The following is a 23,105-nucleotide window of genomic DNA, read 5'->3' on the forward strand; positions in this document are numbered from 1 at the left end:
GTGGCAATGCCCTCACCCGGCCTCCGGCCACCCTCTCCCAGAGGGAGAGGGGCTTGCAAGTGCGTAATTCGAATCCGGCCCTAAACAGGGTTAACACTTTTTAGAAAGAGGAACTGACATGCCCTTACGCGTCTACAACACCCTTACCGGCAGCAAGGAAGAATTCGTACCGATCAACCCCGGCAAGGTCGGCATGTACGTCTGCGGCGTGACGGTTTATGACCACTGCCACATAGGGCACGCCCGCGCCAACGTCGTCTTCGACATGATCTACCGCTACCTGCAGGCCAAGGGGCTCGACGTCACCTACGTCCGCAACTACACCGACATCGACGACAAGATCATCAACCGCGCCAACCGCGACGGCGTCCCCTACAACGAGATCTCCGAACGCTTTATCGAGGAGTTCGACAAGGACATGGCGCGGCTCATGCTGCAGCTCCCCACCTTCCAGCCCAAGGCGACCGAGCACATCCCGGAGATCATCGCGCTGGTGCAGAGGCTGATCGACAAGGGGTACGCCTACGCGTCCGGCTCCGACGTCTTCTTCCGGGTTGACCGCTTCGAAGGGTACCTGAAGCTCTCCAAGAGGAACCTCGAGGACATGCAGGCCGGCGCCCGCATCGAGGTGGACGAGAAGAAAGAGCACCCGATGGACTTCGCACTCTGGAAGGGGGCCAAGCCGGGCGAGCCGTACTGGGAATCCCCCTGGGGCCAGGGAAGGCCGGGCTGGCACATCGAGTGCTCGGCCATGAGCACCAAGTTCCTGGGCGACACCCTGGACATCCACGGCGGCGGCAAGGACCTGATCTTCCCGCACCACGAGAACGAGATCGCCCAGTCCGAGGCGGCCTCCGGCAAGCCCTTCGTGAAGTACTGGCTGCACAACGGCTTCGTGAACATCAACGCCGAGAAGATGTCCAAGTCGCTGGGGAACTTCTTCACCATCAAGGAAGTCCTGGAGCGCTACGACGCCGAGGTGCTCCGCTTCTTCCTGCTGTCGGCACACTACCGCTCCCCGATCGACTTCTCGGACCAGAACCTCAAGGAAGCCGAGCTCGGCCTGGAGAGGATCTACAAGGCGCTGGCCGGCATCGACGAACGCCTGGCCGCCGGCACAGACCACGCCCCCACCGAGGAGAGCGCGGAGCTCGAGGAGAAGTGCAGCAGCATCGCGGCCCGCTTCGTAGAGGCCATGGACGACGATTTCAACACAGCCATGGCGCTGGGGCACGTCTTCGACCTGGTGCGCAGCATCAACCGCGCCCTGCCGGTCTCCCCGCTTGAGTTGCTCGAGCGGGTGAAGCAAGAGGTTGCCAACATCGCCGCAACCCTCGGCGTCTGCGATTCCGTGCCCGCCGAATACCTGCAGCGCATGAAGGACCGCAAGACCTCCGAGATGGAGATCCCGGTCGAGGAGATCGAGACGCTCATCGCCGAGCGCGCCGAGGCCCGCAAGGCCAAGAACTTCAAGCGCAGCGACGAGATCAGGGATCTCCTGCTGGAGAAGAACATCGTGCTCCTTGATAGCGCGCAGGGGACGACCTGGAAGGTGAAATAGTGCAATAGGGAAGGTACCCGGGAAACCGGGACTGCAGGAATAAAAAAAGGCCGCTTAACGCGGCCGTTTTTTATGCTTCGGCGGGGTGATGCAAGGCGGCCTAGGCCGCCTTCTGGTTCATCTCGGCGCTCCTTGCCTTCACGAGTTCCATTGCTTCCCTCATGATGTCGGAAACGCTCTTTTTGGTGGAGTCCATGATCTGCTCGAGGGTCTCACGCTCTGCGTCGCTGATCCTCATGGAAATGACATTGTACCTCGGGTTCTCTCTCATTCTGCCCATCTGCTTCTTCTCCTTGTACTGCTCAAGATTGGTGACACGATGTCTACAATATTGCTATATGCGTGCCAACCTCAAAAAAGAGCAGGACTGCTGCGTAACCCACTGTTTTCACGTATACCCTTATTTTTACGTTAGAAACACGTAATGCCACAGTGTATACAAAGTGCGCCACTTTTGGCACACGGTGCGTAATTGTGCCCATTTGTATCATTTTGGCCAGGGCGGTCCTGCCCCCCGAGTGGCAAATCACTCATCTTCTTCCTCGCGTGCGCGGATTGTGCGTCCTTTCAACCCATGTTTGGCCAAAAGACGATAAAAGGTCCTCCTCGGTATGTTGGCAAGTTGTGCCGCTTTTGACACATTGCCTCCGGCGTCGGCCAGGTAGCGCTGGATCAGCTTCTTTTCGACCCGCAATACGTGCGGCTCTCGCTCCTTTTTGAAGGAGCGCAGATCGATGACATCCTCCCCCTCGTCGGCGTAGCTCTCCGCGAAGGCCAGCGGCAGGTTGCCCAGCTTTATGATGTCGTCGTGGGTTAAAACGGCGGCGCGCTCGATGACGTTCTGCATCTCCCTGATGTTGCCGGGCCAGGGATACTTGACCATTGCGTTTATGGCGCGCTCCTCGATGCCGACGATGTGCTTGTTCAACTTGTTGCGCGCCTTCTCCAGGAAGTAGTGCGCGAGCTGCGGGATCGATTCCACTCGCTCCCGCAGCGGGGGCATGGTGATGGAGAAGACGTTCAAGCGGTAGTAGAGGTCTTCGCGGAACCAGCCGTCGCGCACCCCGTCCTCCAGCGACTTGTTGGTGGCCGCGATGAGACGGACGTCGACGCGGCGCGCCAAGGTGCCCCCCACCGGCCGCACCTCGCCCAGGTCGAGCACGCGTAACAGCTCCGCCTGCAGTTTGGGGGTGATGTCGCCGATTTCGTCCAGGAAGATGGTGCCGCCGTCGGCCGCCTCGAAAAGGCCCTTCTTTTCCATGATGGCACCGGTGAAGGAGCCCTTCTTGTGACCGAACAGCTCGCTCTCAAGCAAGGAGTCGGTGATGGTGGTGCAGTTGACCGTTACCAGCGGCTTGTCGTTTCTCTTGCTGTAGCGATGGATGGCGCGAGCCGCCAGCTCTTTGCCGGTGCCGGATTCGCCGCGGATCAGCACCGTGGTCGGCGTCGGCCCGACCTGTTTGATCTGGTCCAGGGCCTCCAGGGTGTTGCCGTCGCTCCCCACGATGAACTCGTCGCCGTACTCGCGGTCCAACTCCCTCTTGGCCAGCTCGTACTTCTGGATCAGGCGGCCCCGCTCCTCTTCCAGCTGTTGCAGGTTGTGCGGCAGGCACATCTCCAGGTCCGCCAGCCCCTGGAACACAGCCACCGCGTACTCGCGGCAGGTGCGGTACCCGCAGGTACGGCAGTTGAGCTCGTCCTTCTGTGTGAACTTGTTGGTGGCGTGGAGGATCTTCTTGACGTCGCCCCCCTTCGGGGTTGGCAGCTTGGCGTACTTGTCCGAAAAGGTGCGGGAGAGGTCGACCTCACATTCATTCTGGTAGTGCGGCGCCACGCGGTAAGGGATTTCACTCTTGAAATGGGAGATGACCATGTTGCGCCGGGAAAACTCGGTGAGCTCCCTGTTCCTCCCCGGACCGCCGATGCAGCCGTCGTAGCAGAAACGGAGGTCGACCAGCTTCGGGCTGATGCGCCCGGCGGCGAGGTCCTTGATGATCCCCATCACGTTTACCTCACCCTCGGCGGTGACGATCTCGGTGTCCAGTGGGTCCGGGTTGATACCGAAGGCTTGGAAGGAGCCCTGGGAAAGCGAGAAGATCCGCCCCATGTGCGGGGTCCTGCCGTCGAACGGTTCCTCCTGCAGGGACGCCAGGTCGATGCCGCGCTCCTTGAAGATCGATTCCAGCTCCCGGTAGGTGAGCAGCACGTCCACCGCTCCCTTGGTTTGTTCGGCCTGTACCTCGAACTTCCCCGCGATGCATGAGCTGATGTAGACCACCTTGACATGCTCTCCCAGCACCTGCTTGAGGAAGCGCCCCATGGCAACCATGTGGGTGACCACGCCGACCAGGTTTTCGATCAGCTGCGGGTAGTGCCGCTCAACCAGATCGACGACGGCGGGGCAATGCGACGAGATGAGCGGCAACTGCGCCTTCTCGATGGCGTTTCTGTACTCTCCGGCGATGAGTTCCACCCCGCTTGCCCCCTCGTGCACCTCAGCGAAACCGAGCTGGCGCAGGCCGGCGGAGAGCTGCCCGGGTGAGCAGTTGTGGAAGAAGGCGGGGAAGGAGCAGCCGAGGACGGCGACGACGGGATCACCTGAGGTAAGAAGCGCCTCGGTCACCACCACGTTGTCCGCGATCACCTTGGCGTGCTGGGGACAGTTGCTCAGGCAGTTGCCGCAGCCGATGCAGCGCTCGAAGATGATCTCGGTGTAGCTCTTCTCAACCTTGATCGCCTTGACCGGGCAGCTGCGCACACAGGAGTAGCATTTTCGGCATTGGTCGGTAATGGTTACAATAGGATACATCGTTCCTCGCTGGCATGGCCGGATAAGATTGCAGAGTCAGGTGGGATTGTATAGGAATCGGGAAAAGTGTGCAACAGTTGGCACACTTTGGATGCGGTAGGTACAAAAAAAAACCCTAGCGACTAGGAGGGCAAGTCGGCTAGGGGAAGGAGGATCCTACGATCCTCCGCAACTCTTATCTATGAACACATTATACTGAGGCGTACAAAATACTGCAAGAGCTTAACTGCATTTAATCAAAGAACTCTTTCCTGCCACCACCTCATGAGCTCCGACCGGATCGCGTTTCATAAGAAAAAGAGCGGGTTGGCGCATTGCGCCCGGCACGCGTCGTGTGGTATAAGGTACCGCGAACTCAGCCAAGGAGGATGGTATGACAACCACGGCACGCTTTCATTTCTCACTACGGCTCATGGCAGTACTGGCCCTGGTCCTCTTGCCGCTACAGCTCCTGGCGGCCACCCCTCTCCCTAAGCTGGCCGCCCCGCCCGAAGGGGAGCGCTGGTTCAGCATCATCATGGGTGACGAGCAGGTAGGCTTCGGCCAGACCACCGTTACCCGCACCGCCAGCGGCTACCAGATCTCCTCGCGCGGCAGCGTCAAGATGAAGGTCATGGGCTTCTCCAGAGAGGCCAGCTCGACCGAGTCGTACCAGGTGGCACCCGATCTCACCCTGCGTTCGTTCCAGGTTCAAAACCGCATCGACGGAAGCCCGGTCGACATCGACGGCGAGGTGACGCCCAAAGGGATCACGGTGCGCACGCATTCGGCGAACGGCAACAAGGAGCGGATCCTGAAGGTGAAGGGGCCGGTCTACCCTCCGCACGCCCTGAACTTGTACCCGCTCATGCGGGGGGCCGTGCCGAAGAAGACCTACAAGGTCCAATACCTCGATCCGGAAGCGGTGAAGGTGAAACAGGCGAAGGTCGAGGTGATCGGGCAGGAGACCCTGGACGGGAAGCCGGTGGTACACCTGAAAAACGACCTCTATACCATGGTGGACAATGATATCTGGGTGGACCTGGCGGGGAACGTCCTGAAGGAATCGGTGCGGGACGGTCTGGTGGTCACCCTGGCCCGTGACGAGGCGACCGCCAAGGCCGAACTCGCGGAAGCCGCCATGGACAAGAAGGACCTCGTATATGACTTCAGCCTGATCCGCGTCGCGCCTTCCTTGGAGCATCCCGAGCGGATGCAGAAACTGGTGCTGCAGATAACGGGGATACCGGCGGAGCAGCGCCTGCTGCAGGGGGCATGGCAAAGGGCGGAGCGCCAGCCGGACGGCAGCGTCATCTTCACCCTCCCCAACCCCGGACCCGCAGCGGAAGAGTTGCCCGCCCAGGCGGACCTGCAGCCTGGAGAGCGGACTCCCAGCGACAACCCCGAGATCGTCTCGCGTATGAAAGCGATCGTGGGGGACGAGAAGAATCTGGCCCAAAAGGTGGCCCGCCTGGCAGCGTGGGTCGCCGCCCAGATCAAAGCCGACGTCATCGACTCCCAATCACCCTTGGAAACGCTGCAAAAAGGGCGCGGCAACTGCCAAAGCCACGCGAGGCTCTACGTTTCCCTGGCGCGGGCCGCCGGCATCCCTACCCGCTTCGTGTCCGGCCTGGTGTACCAAGGTGACGGATTCTTGTACCACAGCTGGGCTGAAAGTTACTTGGAAGGGAAGTGGGTCTCGGTTGATCCTACCTTTAACCAGGTCCCCGCTGACGTCACGCACATCAAGCTGATCGAGGGAGACTCACTGGACGAGTTGGGGAGCATCGCCGGCATGATCGGCAGAGCGCAAGCAAAGGTCCTCGAGAAGCGGTAGCCTCCTTCCATCTTCCCGAACGCAGAGCGGGGCGGATCACCTGGATCCGCCCCGCTTTTTTCGTGCTGCAGGTCGCGCTTCTAGTGACAGCCCTGGGCCGCCACCACACCGACTCCGTTCTCTCTTGTGCCCTTCTTCAAGCTGCTCCTGTAGCAGGCGATCTGTACCAGGATTGCCATTGCGTAGACCACCCCGACCGCCATTAAGAAACCACCCATCTGTCACTCCCATATATCTTGGATTCGCCGCGGAAGAGGTACGTCCTCGACTGCGGGCGCACCTTCTAATGAGCACGATACATGCCGTTTCGGCTCCGGCCAGCCTATGCCAGGGAATACGTGGGATTACGACATCGAGGGGGGACTTTTCCCCCAAGGCCTGTGCGAAATTGGGACGCCGAACTGTCTCAATAGCTAACGTTGCCCCGCAGGGTGACACGAAAAAGGGCGACCGGTATGGGGTCGCCCTGTGAGGAAGTGCGCTGCAGCAATCATCGTTTTCGGGACATCGCCTCCACCATCTCCCGGCGCGCTTCGCCGATGGTCAAGGGGAGGCGAGTGAAGGGGAGCCCTTCCTCGTGCTTTAGCTGGTAGATCAGCTCCGCGATGTGGGGGAGACGCAGCTTTACGTTGGCCAACTCCTCGGGTGCGGTGAAGACCTCTTCGGGAGCGCCACCACGGACCAGCCGCCCTTTGCTCAGGATGTGGAGCTGGTGCAGGAAAATGGGCACCAAGTCGACGCTGTGGGTCGCCATGACGATGGTCACCCCCTGGTCACGGTTCAGCCGAGTCAAAAGCTCCATCATCCGGTACTCGCCCATGGGATCGAGCCCGGCGGTCGGCTCGTCCAGGAGCAGGATCTCATGCCCCATGGCCAGGAGTCCGGCGATGCAGACCCGCTTCTTCTGGCCGTAGCTCAGGTTGTGAATCCCTTTGCCGGCGAAGTCGGACATGTCAACGCTCGCCAGGGCGGCCTCGACGCGGCTTTTCACCTCTGCCTCGGCGCACCCCATGTTGCGCGGTCCGAAGGCGGCGTCCTCGAAGACGTTGCTGGCGAAGAGCTGGTCGTCCGGGTTCTGGAACACGAGTCCCACCTTGCGGTAGATGTCGCGCGGGTGCAGGCGGAGCACATTTTCCCCGTCCAGCAGCACCTCGCCTCGGTACCCCTTGATCAGCCCGTCCATGACCTTCAGCAGCGTGGTCTTTCCGGAACCGTTGGAGCCGAGGATGCCGGCAAACTCGCCGCGAGCGATCTGGAGCTGCAGATCCGACAGGGCCACGGTGCCGTCGGGGTATTTATAGCTTTCGAGGTTGACGGATATTCTGATCGGGTCCACAGGCGTTCCTTTATTTTTATACAAACCTGAAGAGGGCCATGGCGCTGACGAACAGGAGTGCCGAGCCGACCTCGACCGCCCGCAGCGGCCGATGCACGGACGCGGGCATGGCGCCGTCATAGCCGCGCTGCACCATCGCGGTGGTGATGCTCTGGCTGTTGTCGAAGGCCTTGATCACCAGCACGCCTGCCAGGGTTCCCAGGGAGGAGAGGGCGCGCCGGCACCCCACGTATCCGAGGCGATTCTTCTGGGCGTTGTAGACCACCTGGGCGTCCTCGAGGAGCAGGAACAGGTAGCGCCAGGCGAAGAGCGCCACGTCCACCAGCACCTGCGGCACCTTGAGCCAGGAGAGCGCGGCCATCAGTTCCGTGAAGGGGGTGGAAAAGCCGACCACGGCCAGAAGGGACACACCGCCCAGGATCCGGCCGGCGATGAGGAGCCCGGCGGACAGCCCGTCGCGGTGCGCCACCAGCTCCCAACCGGCTACACCGGCGCTGAAAAGGGGGACCGATCCGGAAAAAAAGGTCTTCAGCGCCAACACCATGAGGGCGATGAAGAGCGGTTCGGAGAAGCGCAGCACGAGGATGCGCACCGGCGTGCCCAGTTGCAGGCAGAGGGCAAGTCCGGACGCGGCCACCACCAACGGGAAGGCGACTCCCTGCGAGCTCAGCACCATGACCAGCAGGGCCAGGGCGCTCACGAGCTTCACCCGCGCATCGACCGAAGCGAGAGGATGGGCCGCGTGGTGGCGATATGCGTTGAAATGATGGTGCATCAACCTTCCTTCTTGTCCTTACCCGTCAACTGCCGCCAGTAGTAGCCGGCAGCGAACCCGCCCACGACCCCTGCCCCCAGGAAGGCGAACAGGAGCAGGTCGCCGGAGCCGGGATCGATGAGCGGCGCCTTGGCCTCCCGCCCATGCTCCTTGGCGATCTTCTCCACCACGGCCTCGTCCACCCCTTGGTAGGATTTGGGGGCGAGCGAAAAGAAGTAGAAGGCGAACAGCAGCGTCGGCAGCATGACGGTGTGCAGCATAAGTATTTTCCACCTGCGTTTTCTATCAGGCATTGCCGGGAACCTCCTTTTCCGTGATGACCCTCATCTTCAAGAGCAGGTCCGGACGTTTGCGGTACAACAGCGTCACCATCCCCGCCGTGATCACACCCTCCAGGATACCCAGGGGCAACTGGGTAGGGAGGAACGCCAGCACCACTTTGGCGAACAGCGGCCACAGCGGCGACTCACCCCGGATACCGAGGGCAAGAAGGAGCGACGTGGTGGCGTAGGTGGCCCAGTCTGCCACAAGCCCGGCGATAAATCCAGCCACAGCGAGGCTTCCGCCGACCCTGCGCAGGGCCCGGAAGGTGAACCACCCGGCGAAGGAGCCGACCACCCCCATGGAGAGGGTGTTGGCACCCAGGGTGGAGAGGCCGCCGTGGGCCAGGAACAGCGCCTGGATCAACAGCGACACAGCTGCAATAATCACGCTGACCAGCGGGCCCACCAGTATGGCCGACACCCCCGTGCCGCAGGGGTGCGAGCAGGTTCCGGCGGTAGGCACCGGGATCGGCATGCAGGAGATGATGAAGACCACGGCGGTGAGCAGACCGACCAGCGGCTTCATGGAGAGGTCCTCCCGCGCCAGGGCGTTCAGCCGCCTGATGCCGAGGGCCAGAAACGGCACCAGCACCAGGAACCATGCCAGCGCCCACGGGAAGGGAAGGATCCCCTCCGAGATGTGCATGGCATGGGCCGGGGTAGCGCCCAACAGGGAAAAGGCCAGCACCAGCGCGAACAGCGAACCGGCCCTAAATCCTCCCCAGCTGTGAGAGAAGCTGTCACGAGCGACCGACGACCGGATAGTCCCCCTCTCCCTCCGGGAGAGGGTCGGGGTGAGGGCTCCGCCATGGCAGGGTTCTTCCTCCGTGACATCTCCCTCAACCGGTCTTTGGCCACCCTCTCCCGGAGGGAGAGGGGATTTCCGGTCCGGAGCGGGTCTGGACACTGATGCAATGTCGGCCCGGAACTGCACCCGTAAATTGGTAGTTCGATGGTGAACCCGTATCAAATCTTGTCCCCGCGCAGGTCTTCGGCGAAGATCTTGCCTGCGCCGCGGGAGGCGCAGAAGTCGCCGCACATGGTGCAGGTCTGCTCGTCCTCGGGGACGCGGCTTTTCCTGATGGCCGCGGCATCCTCGGGGAAGAGGGCGAGCTCGAACTGGCGCTGCCAGTCCAGGTCGCGGCGCGCCTTGCTCATCTCCTTGTCGCGCTCGCGTCCCCGCTCGGGGTATTTATTCATATCGCCGATGTAGGCGGCGATCTTGGCAGCCTTCACACCCATCTGCACGTCCTCCTCGTTGGGAAGGGCCAGGTGCTCGGCCGGGGTGATGTAGCAGATCAGGTCCGCGCCGTAGCGCGATGACTGGGCGGCGCCGATGGCGGCGGTGATGTGGTCGAAACCGGGCGCCACGTCGGTGGAGATGGGGCCGAGCATGTAATAAGGGGCGCCGCCGCTCATCCTTTTTTGCAGCTTGATGTTACCCTCCACCTCGTCCAGCGGCACGTGGCCCGGACCTTCCACCAGCATCTGGCATCCCATGTCGCGGCCGATCTCGGAGAGCTCGCAGTTGATCAGGAGTTCCTGGATCTGGGCGCGGTCGCTGGAGTCGTGGATGGCGCCGGCCCTGAGACCGTTACCGAGCGAGAGCACGGTGTCGTAGCGCTTCAGGATCTCCACCACGCGATCGAACTTCTCATAGAGCGGGTTCTCGCGGTTGTTGGCGATCATCCAGGCGGCCATGCTGACCCCCCCCTTGGACACCAGGCCGCCGTAGCGGTACCCCTGCTTCCTCAGGCGCTCCAGGGTGTAGAGGTTGATGCCGCAGTGGACCGCCATGAAGGCCATGCCGTCGGCGCACTGGCGCTCGATGATGTCGAAGAGCATCTCCTCGTCGAGCTTGTTGGGGTCGCCGTACTTCCGGGCCGCCTCGCAGAATGCCTGGTACAGCGGTACGTTCCCCACCGGCAGATCGACAGCGGCGATCACTTCGCGCCGCACCCGGTCCAGGTCGCCACCCACGGAGAGCTCCATCAGGGTGTCGGCGCCCGCCTGCTGCGCCACCTGCGCCTTGCGCACTTCGGCCTCGTAGTCGATGATGTCCGACGAGGTGCCGATAGAGGCGTTCACCTTGGTGCGCAACCCGGTGCCGATGCCGGCCACCTTCGGTTTCCTGACGTGGTTCCAGGGGATGACGATCTGCCCCGCAGCCACCTTGTCCCGGACGTACTCCGGCGTTACCTGTTCGTCAAAAGCCACCTGCGCCATCTGCGGGGTGACGATCCCCGCGCGCGCCGATTCGATCTGCGTCTTCATGTGAGACTCCTGGTCCGGTATGCCCTGCAGTTTCCCACGAAGTCCCGTGCGATACCCGGCGAGCTGCCGAAGTGTAAATGGATGTAGGAGGCCAGGCAGTTCCGGTAGCGGTACCCTTCCATCCCCAGGTAGGCACCTTTCCTGCTGACCCGATAGAGCCGCTCAAACCTCTCCGGCATCTCCTCCATCTCGGAATAATGAAATTCATGCCCGCGCGCGACGGTTCCCTCACCGCCGATGATCCCGCTGGCGACCAGCTCGACCTCCCGGTAGCCCAGCGCCTTGCGGCGCGGCAGCATCCGGGTCCGGACCGGGAAAATACCGACGAACGGGATTGTACCCTCGTCCCCGGCTACCCCTTGGGTCAGGTAGATGAAGCCGCCGCACTCGGCGTAGACCGGCATGCCGGATTCGACCGCCTGCAGGAGCGCCTGCTTCATCGGCTCGTTGGCCGCGAGCTTCCCTGCGAAAAGCTCCGGATAGCCTCCCGGAAGGTAGATGCCGCCGATTCCATCGGGCAACCCCGCGTCCTCCAGGGGGGAGAAAGGGCAGATTTCGGAGCCGCTTTCTTGAAGCAACCGCAGGTTGTCAGGATAGGCGAAGCAAAATGCGGCATCGCTGGCCACGGCGATCCGCACCGGCTCCGGGGCATCACCCGCCACGGCCTGCGCGAATAACGGTTGCGGCAACGCTGGAAGCTCCTGCTGCTCCATTTCCAGGAGAAGCTCGAGATCGAGATGCCGCTCGATGACCTCGACCAGGTGGTCCAGAAACTCCGGCGAGAGCGGGTTGTCCTCGGCCGTAATGAGCCCCAGGTGGCGCGACGGGATGGCGAGCGCCCCGTCCCTGGGGAGGCAGCCCACTACCGGGACCTCGGGCAGGTGCGCCCCGAGCGCCTCGCGCAGAATCCGCTCGTGGTTCGCGCTCGCCACGTTGTTGAAGATGACCGCCGCAACGCGCACGGCGGGATCGAAGCCGGCAAAGCCGCCCACCAGGGCGGCCGCGCTGCGGGCCTGACTTTTAGCGTCCACCACCAGGACGACCGGAGCCGCCAGTTCCTTGGCGACCTGGGCCGTACTCCCGGCATCGGAGACGCCGTCGATACCGTCGAAGAGTCCCATCACCCCCTCGATCACGGCGACATCGGCCGATGCCGCGTGCAACGCGAAGGTCTCCCGAAGAAACGTGGGGGCGCACATCCAGCCATCCAGGTTCACGGAGGGGACGCCGGTCACCAGCCGGTGGTAGCCGGGATCGATGAAGTCCGGCCCCACCTTGAACGGCGCCACCTTGAGGCCGCGGCGCAGAAGAGCCGCCATGATCCCGAGGGTCACGGTGGTTTTTCCCGAGCCGCTGTGCGGCGCTGCGATGACCAGGCGCTTCATGCTCAAAGGTGTCTCCGTCAACCGTTGACCAGCTGGACCACGGTGTTGCCATCGGCCCAGTAGTCGATGATGTTCATGGCACAGTACTGCTGGTCGATACTGAAGAAGGAGCCCAACGGCGCCTTGATCGCGTCCAGCAGGATGATGCGGTTCACCCCGCCGTGCGCCACCACCAGAACCTCCTCGCCCCGGTGCCGCTCCACGATCTCCCTCAGGGCCGGGAGTACGCGCCCCGCCAGTTCCCCCAGGCTCTCGCCGCCGGGCGCGCAGAAGTTTTCCAGGTCCGCCAGGCGCGCCGCCCACTCGTCCGGGCGTTGCTCCTGGATCTGGGACGCGGAGAGCCCTTCCCAGACGCCGCAATTGAGCTCGCGCAGGGCGGGGACCGTCACCGGCGCCACCCCGAGGTAGGGGCCCAGTATCTCGCCGCCGCGCACGGTGCGTTGTAGGTCGCTGGTGTAGATGGCACTGATCCGGTCCGGGTTCAGGCGCGGTTTCAGCTGGTGGTACATCTCCTCGCCGCGCGGGGTGAGGCGGACGTCGTAGTGGCCGTTGTAGCAGTAGGAGCGCTCCACCTCGCCGTGGCGGATCAGGTGTATCCTCGTTCTTTCGATCATTGCTTCTCCTATATGCCAACCTGCGCCAGGGGGTCAGGCAGCTGCGGAGCCGATCCCCTCATCCCATCCGGCGCAAGAGCGCCAGCAGGAACAACAGGCAGAATATCTCGTTCATTTCGCTGGCAAAGCCGATCACGTCGCCGGTCACGCCACCAAGCCTTCTGTGCGCCCACCCCTTGATGCCAAGGGTGAGGAAGAACAGGAGCAACAGGGCGACCAGGCCGGCAAGGTGGAGCAACACCCCCGCAACCGCAACGGTGCAGGCGCCGGCAAGGACCAGTTGCAGCGTCCCCGCCCCGCCGACGAAGGCGTGCCCCAGCCCGTCCTTGCGGGCGCGCTGAGAACCGACCGTCATCTGCACCTGGGCGAAACGCGCGGCCATCGGGAAGAACAGGAGCGCTTCCCGCTTGTACGCGTCAGGGAGCGCGAGCAGCGCCTGGTACTTGAGGAGCAGCCCCAGCACGAGGCCCACCGCCCCCACGGCCCCAACGCGGGAATCCTTCATGATCTCCAGGAAGCGTTCGCGTGAGCCGCGCGCGGCCAGCCCGTCGCAGACATCCGAGAGGCCGTCCAGGTGCAGCGCGCCGGTGACCACGCTCAAGAGGGTAACCAGCACCAGGTCGGCCACGGAGCGGGGCAGAAGCGGCGCCAGCAGGAAGTCGGTCCCCGCCAGGAGCGCCCCGATGGCGAGCCCCACCAGTGGGAACAGGGCCATGGAGCGCCCCAGGTCCTTCTCCTCGCAGCGCACCGAGACCGGGAGCGGCACGATGGTCAGGAACTGGAAGGCGATGATGAAAAGCCTCATGCGGTTACCTCGACCCCACCCATCAGGAGGAGGCCACCCCGGCCTCTTCGAAGGTAGCCATCTCCTTGAGGATCTTGACGCCTGCCTCGATGAGCCCCATGGCGAGCGCGGCGCCGGTCCCCTCCCCCAGGCGCAGTTGCAGATCGAGCAGCGGCTTGACGCCGATGCGCTCCAGCATCATCTGGTGCCCGATCTCCACCGAGGTGTGCGCGGTGAAGATGTAGTCGCGCACGGCGGGATGCATCTCGGAGGCGATCAGCGCGCCCGCGGTGGAGATGAAGCCGTCTACCACCACCGGAATCCGGTTGGCGGCGGCGCCCAGCACCAGTCCGGCGATGCCGGCGATCTCCAGTCCACCTACTTTCGTGAGCACGTCCAGCGGGTCCTGCGGCTCGGGACGGTTCAAGTCGAGGCCGGCCTGGATCACCTTGATCTTGTTCTCGAGGGCCTCGTCGCCGATGCCGGTGCCGCGGTGGGTGACCTCCCGGACGGTGCAGCCGGCGATGGCGGCGATGATGGCGGAGGAGGGGCTGGTGTTGCCGATCCCCATCTCGCCGGTGCCGACCATGGCGATCCCTTCCTTTTTGGCCTCGTCGGCGAGGGCGATGCCGACCTCGATGGCTGCCACCGCCTCCTCGCGGGTCATGGCGCTCCCCTTGGCGAAGTTGCGGGTCCCCTTGGCCACCTTCCGGATGATCAGGCCAGGCGCGGGCTCAAAGTCGTAGTCGACCCCCACGTCCACCACGCGCACCTCGGCGCCGCTGTGACGGGCGAGCACGTTGACGCCGGCACCGCCGCGCAGGAAGTTGAGCACCATCTGCGGCGTCACCTCTTTCGGGAACAGGGAGACCCCCTCCTCCACGATGCCGTGGTCGCCGGCGAAGGTGAAGATGACCTTCTTGGCGGTATCGGGGGCGAGACTGCCGGTGATGGCGGCGAAGCGGCGGCCGACCTCCTCCAGGCGTCCCAGCGAACCGAGCGGCTTGGTCTTGTTATCGAGCTTGGCCTGGGCCTTGGCGAGCAGCGCCTCGTCCACCGGCTGGATCTTGGCGAGCGTTGTTTCCAGAAGTTTCATCGGTTCCTCCTTGGGGTTCATGGCATTTCATTTTTCATGGCATTTCACTTCAGCCTGAGCGGCAGTCCTGAAATGGTGACGTACACCTCGTCCGCCGCAGCGGCGATGATCTCGTTGGCCTCGCCCGCCAGGTCCCGGAAACTGCGGGAGAGCAGGTGCTCGGGGACGATCCCCATGCCCACCTCGTTGGTGACTATGACGAGCGGCGTCGTGAGCGAGCCGAAGCCCCCGGCGAAGCTCACCACCTGGGCCAAAGCCTCGGCGGCTCCGCCCGGGCAGCGGAAGAGGAGGTTGGAGATCCAGAGGGTGACACAATCAAGGAGCATCACGTTGAAGCGCGCCTCATGGGCGCGGATCGCCTCGGCCACCCTGAGCGGTTCCTCCACGGTCTGCCATTCCGGACCGCGCCTTCCCTGGTGCCGGGCGATGCGCTGTGTCATCTCGGCGTCACCCGCCTCGCCGGTGGCGAGGTAGCCCCGCAACGGCGCGTACTTCTCTGCCAACCCCTCGGCGAAGCGGCTCTTGCCGCTGCGGGCGCCGCCGGTGACCAGGACCACTCTGGACATAAAAAAACCCCCCTTCCCATGACGGAAGGCGGGTCAAAATGCGCACTGCAGGTGCGATTCCGGCTTTAGCCCCTCTGCCACGGAGGTTCCAACAAGCTTGCATCCTGGCAGGTTTCCTGACTCACGGGTCCTCTTACTCGCCGCGCCTTCCCGATTCGATCAGTGGCGTTGTTGCGGCTTTCATCTCCGTTCACAGTTGCGGGACAGCGAGGGATTCACACCCTCTTCCCTTTTAACCCCTCTCGGGGCACCAGGACGAACGTCTATGTACTTTTTGCAGCGACGTGTTTACTAACAGACGCCGCGGGGAAAGTCAATCACTAAGCGGAGCCGCTTCCTCCGCAAATTCACCGGTTTTGCCCTCCTCTGGGGCGAGAGCCGCATCGATGCGGGTCCATACCGCATCTTTTCCTTCCTTGCTCAGGGCGGAGAAAAAGGTAAGCTCTTCCTTGGCCACGCCGAGGGTGGCGCTGATCACCGCGGTCTGGCGGGCCCGCTCGTTCTTGGAGAGCTTGTCGCACTTGGTGACCACGATGATAGGGGCGATGGAGTAGGCGCGCAGCCAGGCAAGCATCTGCAGGTCGTCGTCGCTGGGGACCCTGCGGATATCCAGGATGAGCACCACCCCGCGCAGGTTTTTCCTTTTGGACAGGTAGGTCTCCATCATCGGGCGCCAGTCCTTCTTCACCGCCAGTGGCACCTTGGCGTAGCCGTAGCCGGGGAGGTCGACCAGCATGAAATCGTCGTTTACCTGGAAGAAGTTGATCAACTGGGTACGGCCGGGGGTGGAACTGGTGCGTACCAGATTCTTCCGGTTCACCAGCACGTTGACCAATGAAGACTTGCCTACGTTTGAACGACCCGCGAAGGCGATCTCCGGCAGGCTGCCCTCCGGGTAGTGCGCGGGGCGGGTCGCGCTTTTAATGAATTCGGTGTTTTTTACGATCAATGCGGAACCTTATCCCTTTTTTTCCGGGCAGTATAGACCGCACGGCGCCCCCTTTCAATCATTAAATCCGAGCTTGCCTAAAGGAAACGTTTTGGTATATTTTTGAACCTGACCTAAACCGCCCCTCACCAACGGAAGGATCAAAGGCATGAATAAAGAGCTTGAGACTGCGATCATGACCGCAGCGGACCTGCCCACCATTCCCATCGTTGCCATCAAGGTGATGGAGCTCATCGAAAGCGAGAACGCCACGGCCGAAGAACTCGCCAAGATCGTCTCGTCCGACCCGGCCGTCGCGGCGCGGGTCCTCAAAATATCAAACTCCTCCTTTTACGGCTGCCGCAGGCAGATCCAGACCCTCTCCAGCGCCATCGTCGTCCTCGGTTTCAGCACCCTGAGAAGCCTCGTGGTGGCCGCATCGGTGAAGCAGGTCTACAAGCCCTACGGCCTGACCGAAAAGATGCTCTGGGAGCACTCCTTTGCAGCCGGGCTCGCCGCCAGAATCATCGCCAGACGCACCCGCGCCGCCAACGAGGAGGAAGCCTTCCTAGCCGGGCTCTTCCACGACATCGGCAAGATCATCATGAACACCCTGGACCGGGACAAGTTCCAGGAGGTGATGCAGCACTGTTACAACGAGGGGATTACCTTCGGGCAGGCGGAGAAGGGGGTCTACCCCTTCACCCATGACGAGGTGGGAGCGTACGTGATCAAGAAGTGGAACTTCCCCGAGATCCTGACCACGGCGATCCTGCAGCACCACCAGTTGGACTTCAGCGATCTGGACGACCCCGCACTGGTCAACCTGACCGCGGTGACCTCGCTGGCCGACCAGTTCTGCCTCAAGCTCGGCATAGGGGTCAGGGAACCCCAGGAAGACATGGACATCGCCGCCTCCAAGGCGGGCCAGATGCTGAAGATCACGGAAGAGAACGCGGCCGAAATGCTGGAGGTCTTCGACAAGGCCTTCGCCGAGGACAAGGCCCTTTTCACCAGCTAGCGGCTATTCGGAGGCACCCTCGGCTTCGGCTTTTTCGAGCAGCTTCTTGGCCTCTTCGGATATGCTGACGCTGTCGACCGGCTCCGACTTCTGGGCCGACTTGCCGCGCCTGCGCTGATGTTCCTGCCCCCCGGCGTCCGGGTCGACCCTGAGCCCCCCCGAAATCCTGTCGACGCTGTAGCTCATGCCTCCTCCCATCGCTGCTGGTCCTGGCGCATATCAACGACCGGCATCTTAGCAACAAGCTCAAGCTAATGGAAGACAATTAATTCAACAAACCGGCGCCCCGTTAGATCTGCCTTGTCTAGCCAGGGGCGCTGCTGTATACTTGCGAGCTTAGTGAAAACTCATACAACGGAAAGAACGTCATGAAACTGAACACGAAGCTGGTGATGATCATGCTCACCATGCTGGTAGTCGCCACGCTGATCCTCTTCGTCCTGAACCAGTTCAGCCAGAACGACCTGGTGCAGGAGATCCAGGAGAGCTCCACCGTGGTTTCCAAGGCCATTCAGCTGAGCGTGGAGGACCTGACCTCGGAAGAGGAATCGACCCGCCTTTCGGAGTACCTCAGCCAGGCCAAAAACAAGGGCGTCAACGAGATCAACATCATCAACAACGAAGGGGAGATCATCAACTCCTCCGACCCGGCCCAGGTCGGCAAGAAGCGTGAGATCAAGAAGCTCGAGAAGGGGCTCAAGGCGTCGCGCCGCGGCGGGGGGGGCAGCAGCAGCTCGCTCAAGCACTACGACCTGGTGGTACCGGTCATCGTGGGCGACGAACAGTTGGGCTACGTGCAGATCAACCTTCTTTTGGACAATATCCGCGACATCCAGCACGCCAACTTCGTCCGGCGCCTCTCCGCGACGGTCCTGGTCTTCATGGGTGGCATGATACTGATCATCTTCCTGGCGCGCCGCTACACCAGCCCGATCCACCGCCTGGCGACCGGGGTCAACAACGTCTCCGCCGGCGACCTGAGCGTCACCTTCGAGGCGGAAAGCGGCGACGAGATAGGCGAGCTTGCCGAGAACCTGAACGAGATGGTGAAGAAGCTCAAGGAGAAGGAGCAGTTGGAGAAGCGCCTCTACGAGGCGGAGCACCTCTCCAAGGTGGGACAGCTGGCGGCGGGGATCGCCCACGAGATCAGGAACCCGCTCAACTACATAAGCCTCGCCATCGACCACCTGAAAAGCGAGCTGCTCCCCACCTGCCCGGAGAAGGGGGGCGAGCTCGTGGCCATCGCGGACAACATCAAGGAAGAGGTGCGCAAGGCCAACTACATGGTGCTCAACTTCATGAACTACGGCCGGCCGCTCAAGCTCAAGCTGCAGCGGGTGAGCTACCCCGACCTGGCCGACAAGGCGATCCACATCATGCAGGACCGGCTCACCGAAAGGAACATGCAGGTGGTGCGCGAGATCCCCGAGGACCTGCCGGCCATGCAGATCGACCCGGAGCTGATGCGTAACTGCCTGTGCAACTTCATAAGCAACAGCATGCAGGCCATGACCGACGGCGGCACCATCACCCTGGGCGCCTCCGTGGACCCGGAAACCGGGGAATGCCGGCTGAGCTTCAGCGACAACGGCGTGGGCATCGAGGAGCAGGACCTGGAGAAGGTGTTCCAGCCCTACTTCACCACCCGGGAAGCGGGGATCGGCCTGGGGCTGGCCATCACCGAACGGATCGTCAAGGAGCACGGCGGGCGCATCACGGTGCAAAGCCGCAAGGGGGAAGGTACCACCTTCACGGTGATCCTTCCCGCGGGGGCGCTGGCCCCGGCTCGCAGCGAACAACACGGGCGGCAGGCGTCGCTCGCAGCGGCAGGCCCGCACCAGGCAGCGGAAAACTAGGAGATTTGGAGTGGCAATGAGCGGCAGCATCCTGATAGTAGACGACGAGAAAGGGCAGCGCGACATCCTGACCGCCATCCTGTCCAAGAAGGGGTACCGGATCACCTCCGTCCCCAGCGGCGAGGAGGCGCTCCAGGAACTGGAGCGTGCCGAGTACGATCTCCTGCTCACCGACCTGAAGATGCAGGGTATCTCCGGGATGGAGCTGATGGAGCGGGTGCTGGGCGACAACCCGTCCCAGTGCGTGGTCATGATGACCGCCCACGGCACCATCGATTCCGCGGTCGAGGCGATGAAGAAGGGGGCCTTCGACTACCTGGAGAAGCCGCTGGAGCGGGAGGACCTGATCCTCACCGTGCAGCGCGCCTTCGAGCGCATCATGCTCCTCAAGGAAAACCGGGTGCTGCACAAGAAGCTGGCCGAGACTAGGACGCTCCCCAACATGATAGGGGAGCACCCGAAGATGATGGAGGTGGCGCGCATCATCCACAAGATCGCCCCGACCTCCACCACGGTGCTCATCTACGGGGAATCCGGCACAGGCAAGGAGCTGGTGGCCCGCGCCATCCACGACGGCAGCCCGCGCAGGGACAAGGCCTTCTTCGCCATCAACTGCGCCGCCATCCCCGATGCCCTCATCGAGAGCGAGCTCTTCGGGCACGAGAAGGGGTCCTTCACCGGCGCGGGAAGCCGGGAGATCGGCATCTTCGAGGCGGCGGACGGGGGAACGGTCTTCCTGGACGAGGTCGGCGAGATGAACGTCTCCATGCAGGCGAAGCTGTTGCGCGCCATCCAGGAGAAGGAGATCCGCCGGGTCGGGGGGAAGATGAACATCCCGGTGGATGTGAGGATCATCTCCGCCACCAACAAGGACCTGGAGCAGGAAACCAAGCGGGGGAACTTCCGCGAGGACCTCTTCTACCGGCTGAACGTGATCCGCATCACCCTGCCGCCGCTTCGGGAGCGGGGCAACGACATCGTCACCCTGGCCAACTTCTTCCTGAAGAAGTACAGCCAGGCCTCCGGCATCTCGGTCAAGGGTATCGGCAAGCCGGCGCTCAAGATCCTCCTGGACTACGGCTGGCCCGGCAACGTGCGCCAGCTCGAATCGGTGATCGAGCGCGGCGTGCTCATGGCGGAAAGCGAGTACATTCAGCCCGAGGACCTGCCGGCCGAGGTGCACCACGACGCCTCTTTGACCGGCTCCCTCCCCTTCGACTTCCCCGCCGAGGGGATCTCCATCGACAACCTGGAACGCGACCTCATCACCAAGGCGATGCAAAGGGCCGACTGGGTCATCGCCAAAGCGGCACCACTTCTCGGCATGAGCTACAAGACGCTACAATACCGGCTGGAGAAGTTCGGTATAGGGAGGCCGGAGTAAGTAGCGAGGAGGCGGTATGAACCTCTTCTCGACGCTGCACCGCTTCACCGTTGTCCCCTCGCTCCCCAAGGAGCTCTCCGGGCTGCAACGGATCGCATACAACCTCTGGTGGACCTGGGAGCCGGAGGCCATCGGACTTTTCAAACGCCTCGACCCGGAACTGTGGCGGGCGACGCGCCACAACCCCCTGGAGATGCTGGGGTGCCTGCAGCAGGCGACCTACGACAGCCTCATGCTGGACGAGGGGTTCATGTCGCACCTGGCCCAGGTGGAGGAGAGGCTGGACGAGTACCTCGCCTCGCGCACCTGGTACGAGCGGCACGGCACCCCCCGGGCGCGCATCGCCTACTTCTCCATGGAGTTCGGGCTGCACGAGTCGCTCCCCATCTACTCGGGGGGGCTCGGCATCCTGGCCGGCGACCACCTGAAGTCGGCCAGCGACCTCGGGCTGCCGCTGGTCGGGGTGGGGCTTTTGTACCGCCAGGGGTACTTCCGGCAGCACCTGAACTTCGAGGGGTGGCAGCAGGAGATCTACCCGGAGAACGATTTCTACAACCTGCCGCTCAACCTGGAGCGGGACGTCGAGGGGAACCCGCTAACCCTGGAGCTGGAGTTTCCCGGCAGGAACGTCCGGGTGCAGATCTGGCGGGTCCAGGCGGGGCGGGTGCGGCTCTACCTCTTGGACAGCAACCTCGAGGAGAACGCGCCGGCCGACCGCGAGATCACCACGAGGCTCTACGGCGGCGACCAGGAGATGCGCATCAGGCAGGAGATCGTCCTGGGGATAGGCGGCATCCGCGCGCTGCGGCTTCTGGGGATCGAGCCCAACGTCTGCCACATGAACGAGGGGCACGCCGCCTTCCTCGCCCTGGAACGGATCCGGATCCTCATGGAGGAGCGCTCGCTCAGTTTCCGCGAGGCCATGGAGGCGGTCCGCGGCGGCAACGTCTTCACCACCCACACCCCGGTCGAGGCGGGCATCGACCACTTCCCCGCCGATCTCCTGGAGCGCTACCTGGGGTACTACTACCGCCACCTGGGGCTGTCCCGCGACCAGTTTCTCGCCCTGGGGATGCAGAACCACGGCCGCAGCAACGAGAACTTCTGCATGGCGGTCCTGGCCATGAAGCTCTCGCTGCACTCAAACGGCGTGAGCGAGCTGCACGGCATGGTATCGCGCCGCATGTGGGCCGACGTCTGGCCCGACCTTCCCGAAGAACAACTCCCCCTCACCTACGTCACCAACGGCGTGCACCAGAAGAGCTGGCTCTCCGAGGAGATGAGCGGCCTCTTGATCAGGTACCTCGGCACGCGCTGGCTGGAGCAGAGCGACGACGCGCTCTGGCGCAAGGTCTCCCGCATCCCGGACGCCGAGCTTTGGCGCACACACCGCCGCGGCACCGAGCGCCTGGTGGACTACGCCCGGACAAGCCTCAGGGCGCAGCTGCAGAAGCTGGACGCGGGGACCAAGGAGATCGACCGTGCCGGCGACGTGCTCGACCCGGAGATGCTCACCATCGGTTTCGCGCGCCGCTTCGCCACCTACAAGCGCGGCACGCTCCTGTTGCACGACAAGGAGCGGCTGGAGCGGATCCTGAACCACCCTGAGCACCCCGTGCAGATCGTCTTCGCCGGGAAGGCGCACCCCGCCGACCACCAGGGGAAGGAGCTGATCCGGCAGATCGTGCAGCTCGCGCAGCAGGAGAAGTTCCGGCGCCGCATCGTGTTCCTGGAGGACTACGACATCTCGGTGGCGCGCCGCCTGGTGCAGGGGGTGGACGTGTGGCTGAACACCCCGCTCAGGCCTCAGGAGGCAAGCGGCACCAGCGGCATGAAGGTCGCCTTCAACGGCGGGCTCAACCTGAGCATCCTGGACGGCTGGTGGTGCGAGGGGTACCGGGGGAACAACGGCTGGGCCATCGGCAGGGGCGAGGTGTACGACGACCTCGCCTACCAGAACGAGGTGGAGAGCAGGGCCATCTACGACCTTTTGGAGAAGGAGATCGTCCCCCTGTTCTACAACCGCGGCAGCGACGGCGTGCCGCGGGGGTGGACCGCCTTCATGAAGGCGTCGATGCAGACCCTCTGCCCGGTCTTTTCCACGGACCGGATGGTGCAGGAGTACGCCCGGCGCTGCTACCTCCCCGCCTTCGAGAACTGGGAGCGGCTGAACCGCGACGACCTGAGGCTCGCCGTGGAACTGGCACGCTGGAAGGAGCGGCTGCACGGCGTGTGGGGGGGACTTGCCATCGTCGCGGTCCAGGCCGAGTGCGAGCGGGAGGTGACGGTGGGGCAGAAGCTCCCCATCACGGTGCAGATCACGCCGGGCGAGGTGCCGCTCTCCGAGATCGCGGTCGAGGTCTATTTCGGGGTGCTGGATTCGCGCGGTGCCATCGTGGGTGGGGAGGTGGTGCCGCTGGCCCCCGCCCCGGATCCGGACAAGGTGGGCCACTTCGGCGGCGAGCTGGAATGCCGCTTCTGCGGGCGGCACGGCTTTTTGCTGCGGGTCATGCCGCGGCACCCGGAACTGGGGACCGTGTACGACCCCGGGCTGATCCTGTGGGGGTGATCCTGTGG

21 protein-coding genes and 1 riboswitch are annotated in these 23,105 nt (G+C 63.3%); of the genes, 6 read left to right on the top strand and 15 right to left on the bottom strand.

What is annotated here, in order from left to right; genetic code table 11:
• Positions 1-118 precede the first annotated feature (118 nt).
• On the top strand, positions 119-1,561 hold the full coding sequence (gene cysS / locus KP003_RS18180) for a cysteine--tRNA ligase (protein ID WP_217300070.1): 1,443 nt from the start codon (positions 119-121) through the stop codon (positions 1,559-1,561).
• A gap of 100 nt (positions 1,562-1,661) precedes the next feature.
• On the opposite strand, the gene KP003_RS18185 is transcribed toward cysS, so the two are convergent.
• Together KP003_RS18185 and KP003_RS18190 are read right to left on the bottom strand one after the other, a co-directional pair.
• The gene (locus tag KP003_RS18185) at positions 1,662-1,841 is read right to left on the bottom strand and encodes a ribbon-helix-helix protein, CopG family (protein ID WP_216499799.1); all 180 of its coding nucleotides are present in this window, start codon (positions 1,839-1,841) and stop codon (positions 1,662-1,664) included.
• Between the two features lie 246 nt (positions 1,842-2,087).
• The gene (locus KP003_RS18190; protein ID WP_216499800.1) at positions 2,088-4,370 is read right to left on the bottom strand and encodes a sigma 54-interacting transcriptional regulator; all 2,283 of its coding nucleotides are present in this window, start codon (positions 4,368-4,370) and stop codon (positions 2,088-2,090) included.
• Between the two features lie 373 nt (positions 4,371-4,743).
• Between KP003_RS18190 and KP003_RS18195 the strand changes: the two genes are divergently transcribed.
• Positions 4,744-6,186: a transglutaminase-like domain-containing protein gene (locus KP003_RS18195; protein ID WP_217300071.1), complete on the top strand. Its 1,443-nt coding sequence runs from the start codon at positions 4,744-4,746 to the stop codon at positions 6,184-6,186.
• An 80-nt stretch (positions 6,187-6,266) separates the two neighbouring features.
• Here the strand turns inward: KP003_RS18195 and KP003_RS18200 are convergent, their stop codons facing one another.
• The 12 genes from KP003_RS18200 to yihA all read right to left on the bottom strand — a co-directional run bounded on the left by KP003_RS18200 (position 6,267) and on the right by yihA (position 16,288).
• Entirely contained in the window at positions 6,267-6,404 is a 138-nt protein-coding gene (locus tag KP003_RS18200; RefSeq protein WP_216789520.1) for a hypothetical protein, read from the bottom strand.
• 272 nt (positions 6,405-6,676) lie between these two features.
• On the bottom strand, positions 6,677-7,513 hold the full coding sequence (locus KP003_RS18205) for an energy-coupling factor ABC transporter ATP-binding protein (protein ID WP_216500356.1): 837 nt from the start codon (positions 7,511-7,513) through the stop codon (positions 6,677-6,679).
• Between the two features lie 25 nt (positions 7,514-7,538).
• The gene (gene cbiQ, locus KP003_RS18210) at positions 7,539-8,297 is read right to left on the bottom strand and encodes a cobalt ECF transporter T component CbiQ (RefSeq protein WP_216789522.1); all 759 of its coding nucleotides are present in this window, start codon (positions 8,295-8,297) and stop codon (positions 7,539-7,541) included.
• The gene (locus KP003_RS18215; RefSeq protein ID WP_216500349.1) at positions 8,297-8,590 is read right to left on the bottom strand and encodes a cobalt ABC transporter permease; all 294 of its coding nucleotides are present in this window, start codon (positions 8,588-8,590) and stop codon (positions 8,297-8,299) included. The genes cbiQ and KP003_RS18215 overlap by 1 nt, the downstream gene beginning before the upstream one ends.
• The gene (locus KP003_RS18220) at positions 8,583-9,266 is read right to left on the bottom strand and encodes an energy-coupling factor ABC transporter permease (RefSeq protein ID WP_217300721.1); all 684 of its coding nucleotides are present in this window, start codon (positions 9,264-9,266) and stop codon (positions 8,583-8,585) included. Before KP003_RS18220 ends, KP003_RS18215 begins: the two co-directional genes overlap by 8 nt.
• 320 nt (positions 9,267-9,586) lie before the next feature.
• A complete protein-coding gene (gene thiC / locus KP003_RS18225; protein ID WP_216500348.1) occupies positions 9,587-10,894 on the bottom strand; it encodes a phosphomethylpyrimidine synthase ThiC in 1,308 nt (435 codons plus the stop codon).
• On the bottom strand, positions 10,891-12,279 hold the full coding sequence (locus KP003_RS18230) for a cobyrinic acid a,c-diamide synthase CobB (protein WP_217300722.1): 1,389 nt from the start codon (positions 12,277-12,279) through the stop codon (positions 10,891-10,893). Before KP003_RS18230 ends, thiC begins: the two co-directional genes overlap by 4 nt.
• Positions 12,280-12,296: 17 nt before the next feature.
• Complete coding sequence (locus KP003_RS18235; RefSeq protein ID WP_217300072.1) at positions 12,297-12,893, bottom strand: histidine phosphatase family protein; 597 nt, start codon at positions 12,891-12,893, stop codon at positions 12,297-12,299.
• Positions 12,894-12,951: 58 nt separating this feature from the next.
• Positions 12,952-13,698 carry an adenosylcobinamide-GDP ribazoletransferase gene (gene cobS / locus KP003_RS18240; RefSeq protein ID WP_216789525.1) on the bottom strand — a complete coding sequence of 249 codons (747 nt, stop codon included), beginning with the start codon at positions 13,696-13,698 and terminating at the stop codon, positions 12,952-12,954.
• A 22-nt stretch (positions 13,699-13,720) separates the two neighbouring features.
• Positions 13,721-14,773, bottom strand: coding sequence for a nicotinate-nucleotide--dimethylbenzimidazole phosphoribosyltransferase (gene cobT / locus KP003_RS18245; RefSeq protein ID WP_216789527.1), 1,053 nt, complete (start codon positions 14,771-14,773; stop codon positions 13,721-13,723).
• A 44-nt stretch (positions 14,774-14,817) separates the two neighbouring features.
• A complete protein-coding gene (gene cobU / locus KP003_RS18250; RefSeq protein ID WP_217300073.1) occupies positions 14,818-15,339 on the bottom strand; it encodes a bifunctional adenosylcobinamide kinase/adenosylcobinamide-phosphate guanylyltransferase in 522 nt (173 codons plus the stop codon).
• A gap of 89 nt (positions 15,340-15,428) precedes the next feature.
• Positions 15,429-15,609, bottom strand: a riboswitch (cobalamin riboswitch).
• 43 nt (positions 15,610-15,652) lie between these two features.
• Entirely contained in the window at positions 15,653-16,288 is a 636-nt protein-coding gene (gene yihA / locus KP003_RS18255) for a ribosome biogenesis GTP-binding protein YihA/YsxC (protein ID WP_217300074.1), read from the bottom strand.
• Between the two features lie 148 nt (positions 16,289-16,436).
• Here yihA and KP003_RS18260 point away from each other — a divergent pair, with 148 nt between their 5' ends.
• Positions 16,437-17,288 (top strand): HDOD domain-containing protein, encoded by an 852-nt coding sequence (locus KP003_RS18260; RefSeq protein WP_216789531.1) that lies wholly within the window; start codon positions 16,437-16,439, stop codon positions 17,286-17,288.
• A 3-nt stretch (positions 17,289-17,291) separates the two neighbouring features.
• Here KP003_RS18260 and KP003_RS18265 read toward each other — a convergent pair whose 3' ends face one another.
• Positions 17,292-17,474: a hypothetical protein gene (locus KP003_RS18265; protein ID WP_216500339.1), complete on the bottom strand. Its 183-nt coding sequence runs from the start codon at positions 17,472-17,474 to the stop codon at positions 17,292-17,294.
• Positions 17,475-17,656: 182 nt separating this feature from the next.
• Between KP003_RS18265 and KP003_RS18270 the strand changes: the two genes are divergently transcribed.
• The 3 genes from KP003_RS18270 to glgP are packed head-to-tail and all read left to right on the top strand — an operon-like array spanning position 17,657 to position 23,097.
• Positions 17,657-19,144, top strand: coding sequence for a sensor histidine kinase (locus tag KP003_RS18270; protein WP_239027571.1), 1,488 nt, complete (start codon positions 17,657-17,659; stop codon positions 19,142-19,144).
• 16 nt (positions 19,145-19,160) lie between these two features.
• Entirely contained in the window at positions 19,161-20,528 is a 1,368-nt protein-coding gene (locus KP003_RS18275; RefSeq protein WP_216500338.1) for a sigma-54-dependent transcriptional regulator, read from the top strand.
• A gap of 16 nt (positions 20,529-20,544) precedes the next feature.
• Complete coding sequence (glgP, locus tag KP003_RS18280; RefSeq protein ID WP_216789532.1) at positions 20,545-23,097, top strand: alpha-glucan family phosphorylase; 2,553 nt, start codon at positions 20,545-20,547, stop codon at positions 23,095-23,097.
• Positions 23,098-23,105 lie beyond the last annotated feature (8 nt).

Origin of the sequence: Geomonas diazotrophica, from assembly GCF_019063885.1 — a bacterium.
Lineage (GTDB): Bacteria > Desulfobacterota > Desulfuromonadia > Geobacterales > Geobacteraceae > Geomonas > Geomonas diazotrophica.

Excerpts from the sequence above, each read along its gene's own strand:
- KP003_RS18220 (WP_217300721.1), bottom strand. The coding sequence starts at position 9,266 with ATGCACATCTCGGAGGGGATCCTTCCCTTCCCGTGGGCGCTGGCATGG.
- KP003_RS18270 (WP_239027571.1), top strand. The coding sequence starts at position 17,657 with ATGAAACTGAACACGAAGCTGGTGATGATCATGCTCACCATGCTGGTA.
- thiC (WP_216500348.1), bottom strand. The coding sequence starts at position 10,894 with ATGAAGACGCAGATCGAATCGGCGCGCGCGGGGATCGTCACCCCGCAG.
- KP003_RS18185 (WP_216499799.1), bottom strand. The coding sequence starts at position 1,841 with ATGGGCAGAATGAGAGAGAACCCGAGGTACAATGTCATTTCCATGAGG.
- KP003_RS18275 (WP_216500338.1), top strand. The coding sequence starts at position 19,161 with ATGAGCGGCAGCATCCTGATAGTAGACGACGAGAAAGGGCAGCGCGAC.
- KP003_RS18215 (WP_216500349.1), bottom strand. The coding sequence starts at position 8,590 with ATGCCTGATAGAAAACGCAGGTGGAAAATACTTATGCTGCACACCGTC.
- KP003_RS18265 (WP_216500339.1), bottom strand. The coding sequence starts at position 17,474 with ATGAGCTACAGCGTCGACAGGATTTCGGGGGGGCTCAGGGTCGACCCG.
- glgP (WP_216789532.1), top strand. The coding sequence starts at position 20,545 with ATGAACCTCTTCTCGACGCTGCACCGCTTCACCGTTGTCCCCTCGCTC.
- KP003_RS18230 (WP_217300722.1), bottom strand. The coding sequence starts at position 12,279 with ATGAAGCGCCTGGTCATCGCAGCGCCGCACAGCGGCTCGGGAAAAACC.
- KP003_RS18195 (WP_217300071.1), top strand. The coding sequence starts at position 4,744 with ATGACAACCACGGCACGCTTTCATTTCTCACTACGGCTCATGGCAGTA.
- cobS (WP_216789525.1), bottom strand. The coding sequence starts at position 13,698 with ATGAGGCTTTTCATCATCGCCTTCCAGTTCCTGACCATCGTGCCGCTC.
- KP003_RS18190 (WP_216499800.1), bottom strand. The coding sequence starts at position 4,370 with ATGTATCCTATTGTAACCATTACCGACCAATGCCGAAAATGCTACTCC.
- cbiQ (WP_216789522.1), bottom strand. The coding sequence starts at position 8,297 with ATGCACCATCATTTCAACGCATATCGCCACCACGCGGCCCATCCTCTC.
- cobT (WP_216789527.1), bottom strand. The coding sequence starts at position 14,773 with ATGAAACTTCTGGAAACAACGCTCGCCAAGATCCAGCCGGTGGACGAG.
- cobU (WP_217300073.1), bottom strand. The coding sequence starts at position 15,339 with ATGTCCAGAGTGGTCCTGGTCACCGGCGGCGCCCGCAGCGGCAAGAGC.
- cysS (WP_217300070.1), top strand. The coding sequence starts at position 119 with ATGCCCTTACGCGTCTACAACACCCTTACCGGCAGCAAGGAAGAATTC.
- KP003_RS18200 (WP_216789520.1), bottom strand. The coding sequence starts at position 6,404 with ATGGGTGGTTTCTTAATGGCGGTCGGGGTGGTCTACGCAATGGCAATC.
- KP003_RS18260 (WP_216789531.1), top strand. The coding sequence starts at position 16,437 with ATGAATAAAGAGCTTGAGACTGCGATCATGACCGCAGCGGACCTGCCC.
- KP003_RS18235 (WP_217300072.1), bottom strand. The coding sequence starts at position 12,893 with ATGATCGAAAGAACGAGGATACACCTGATCCGCCACGGCGAGGTGGAG.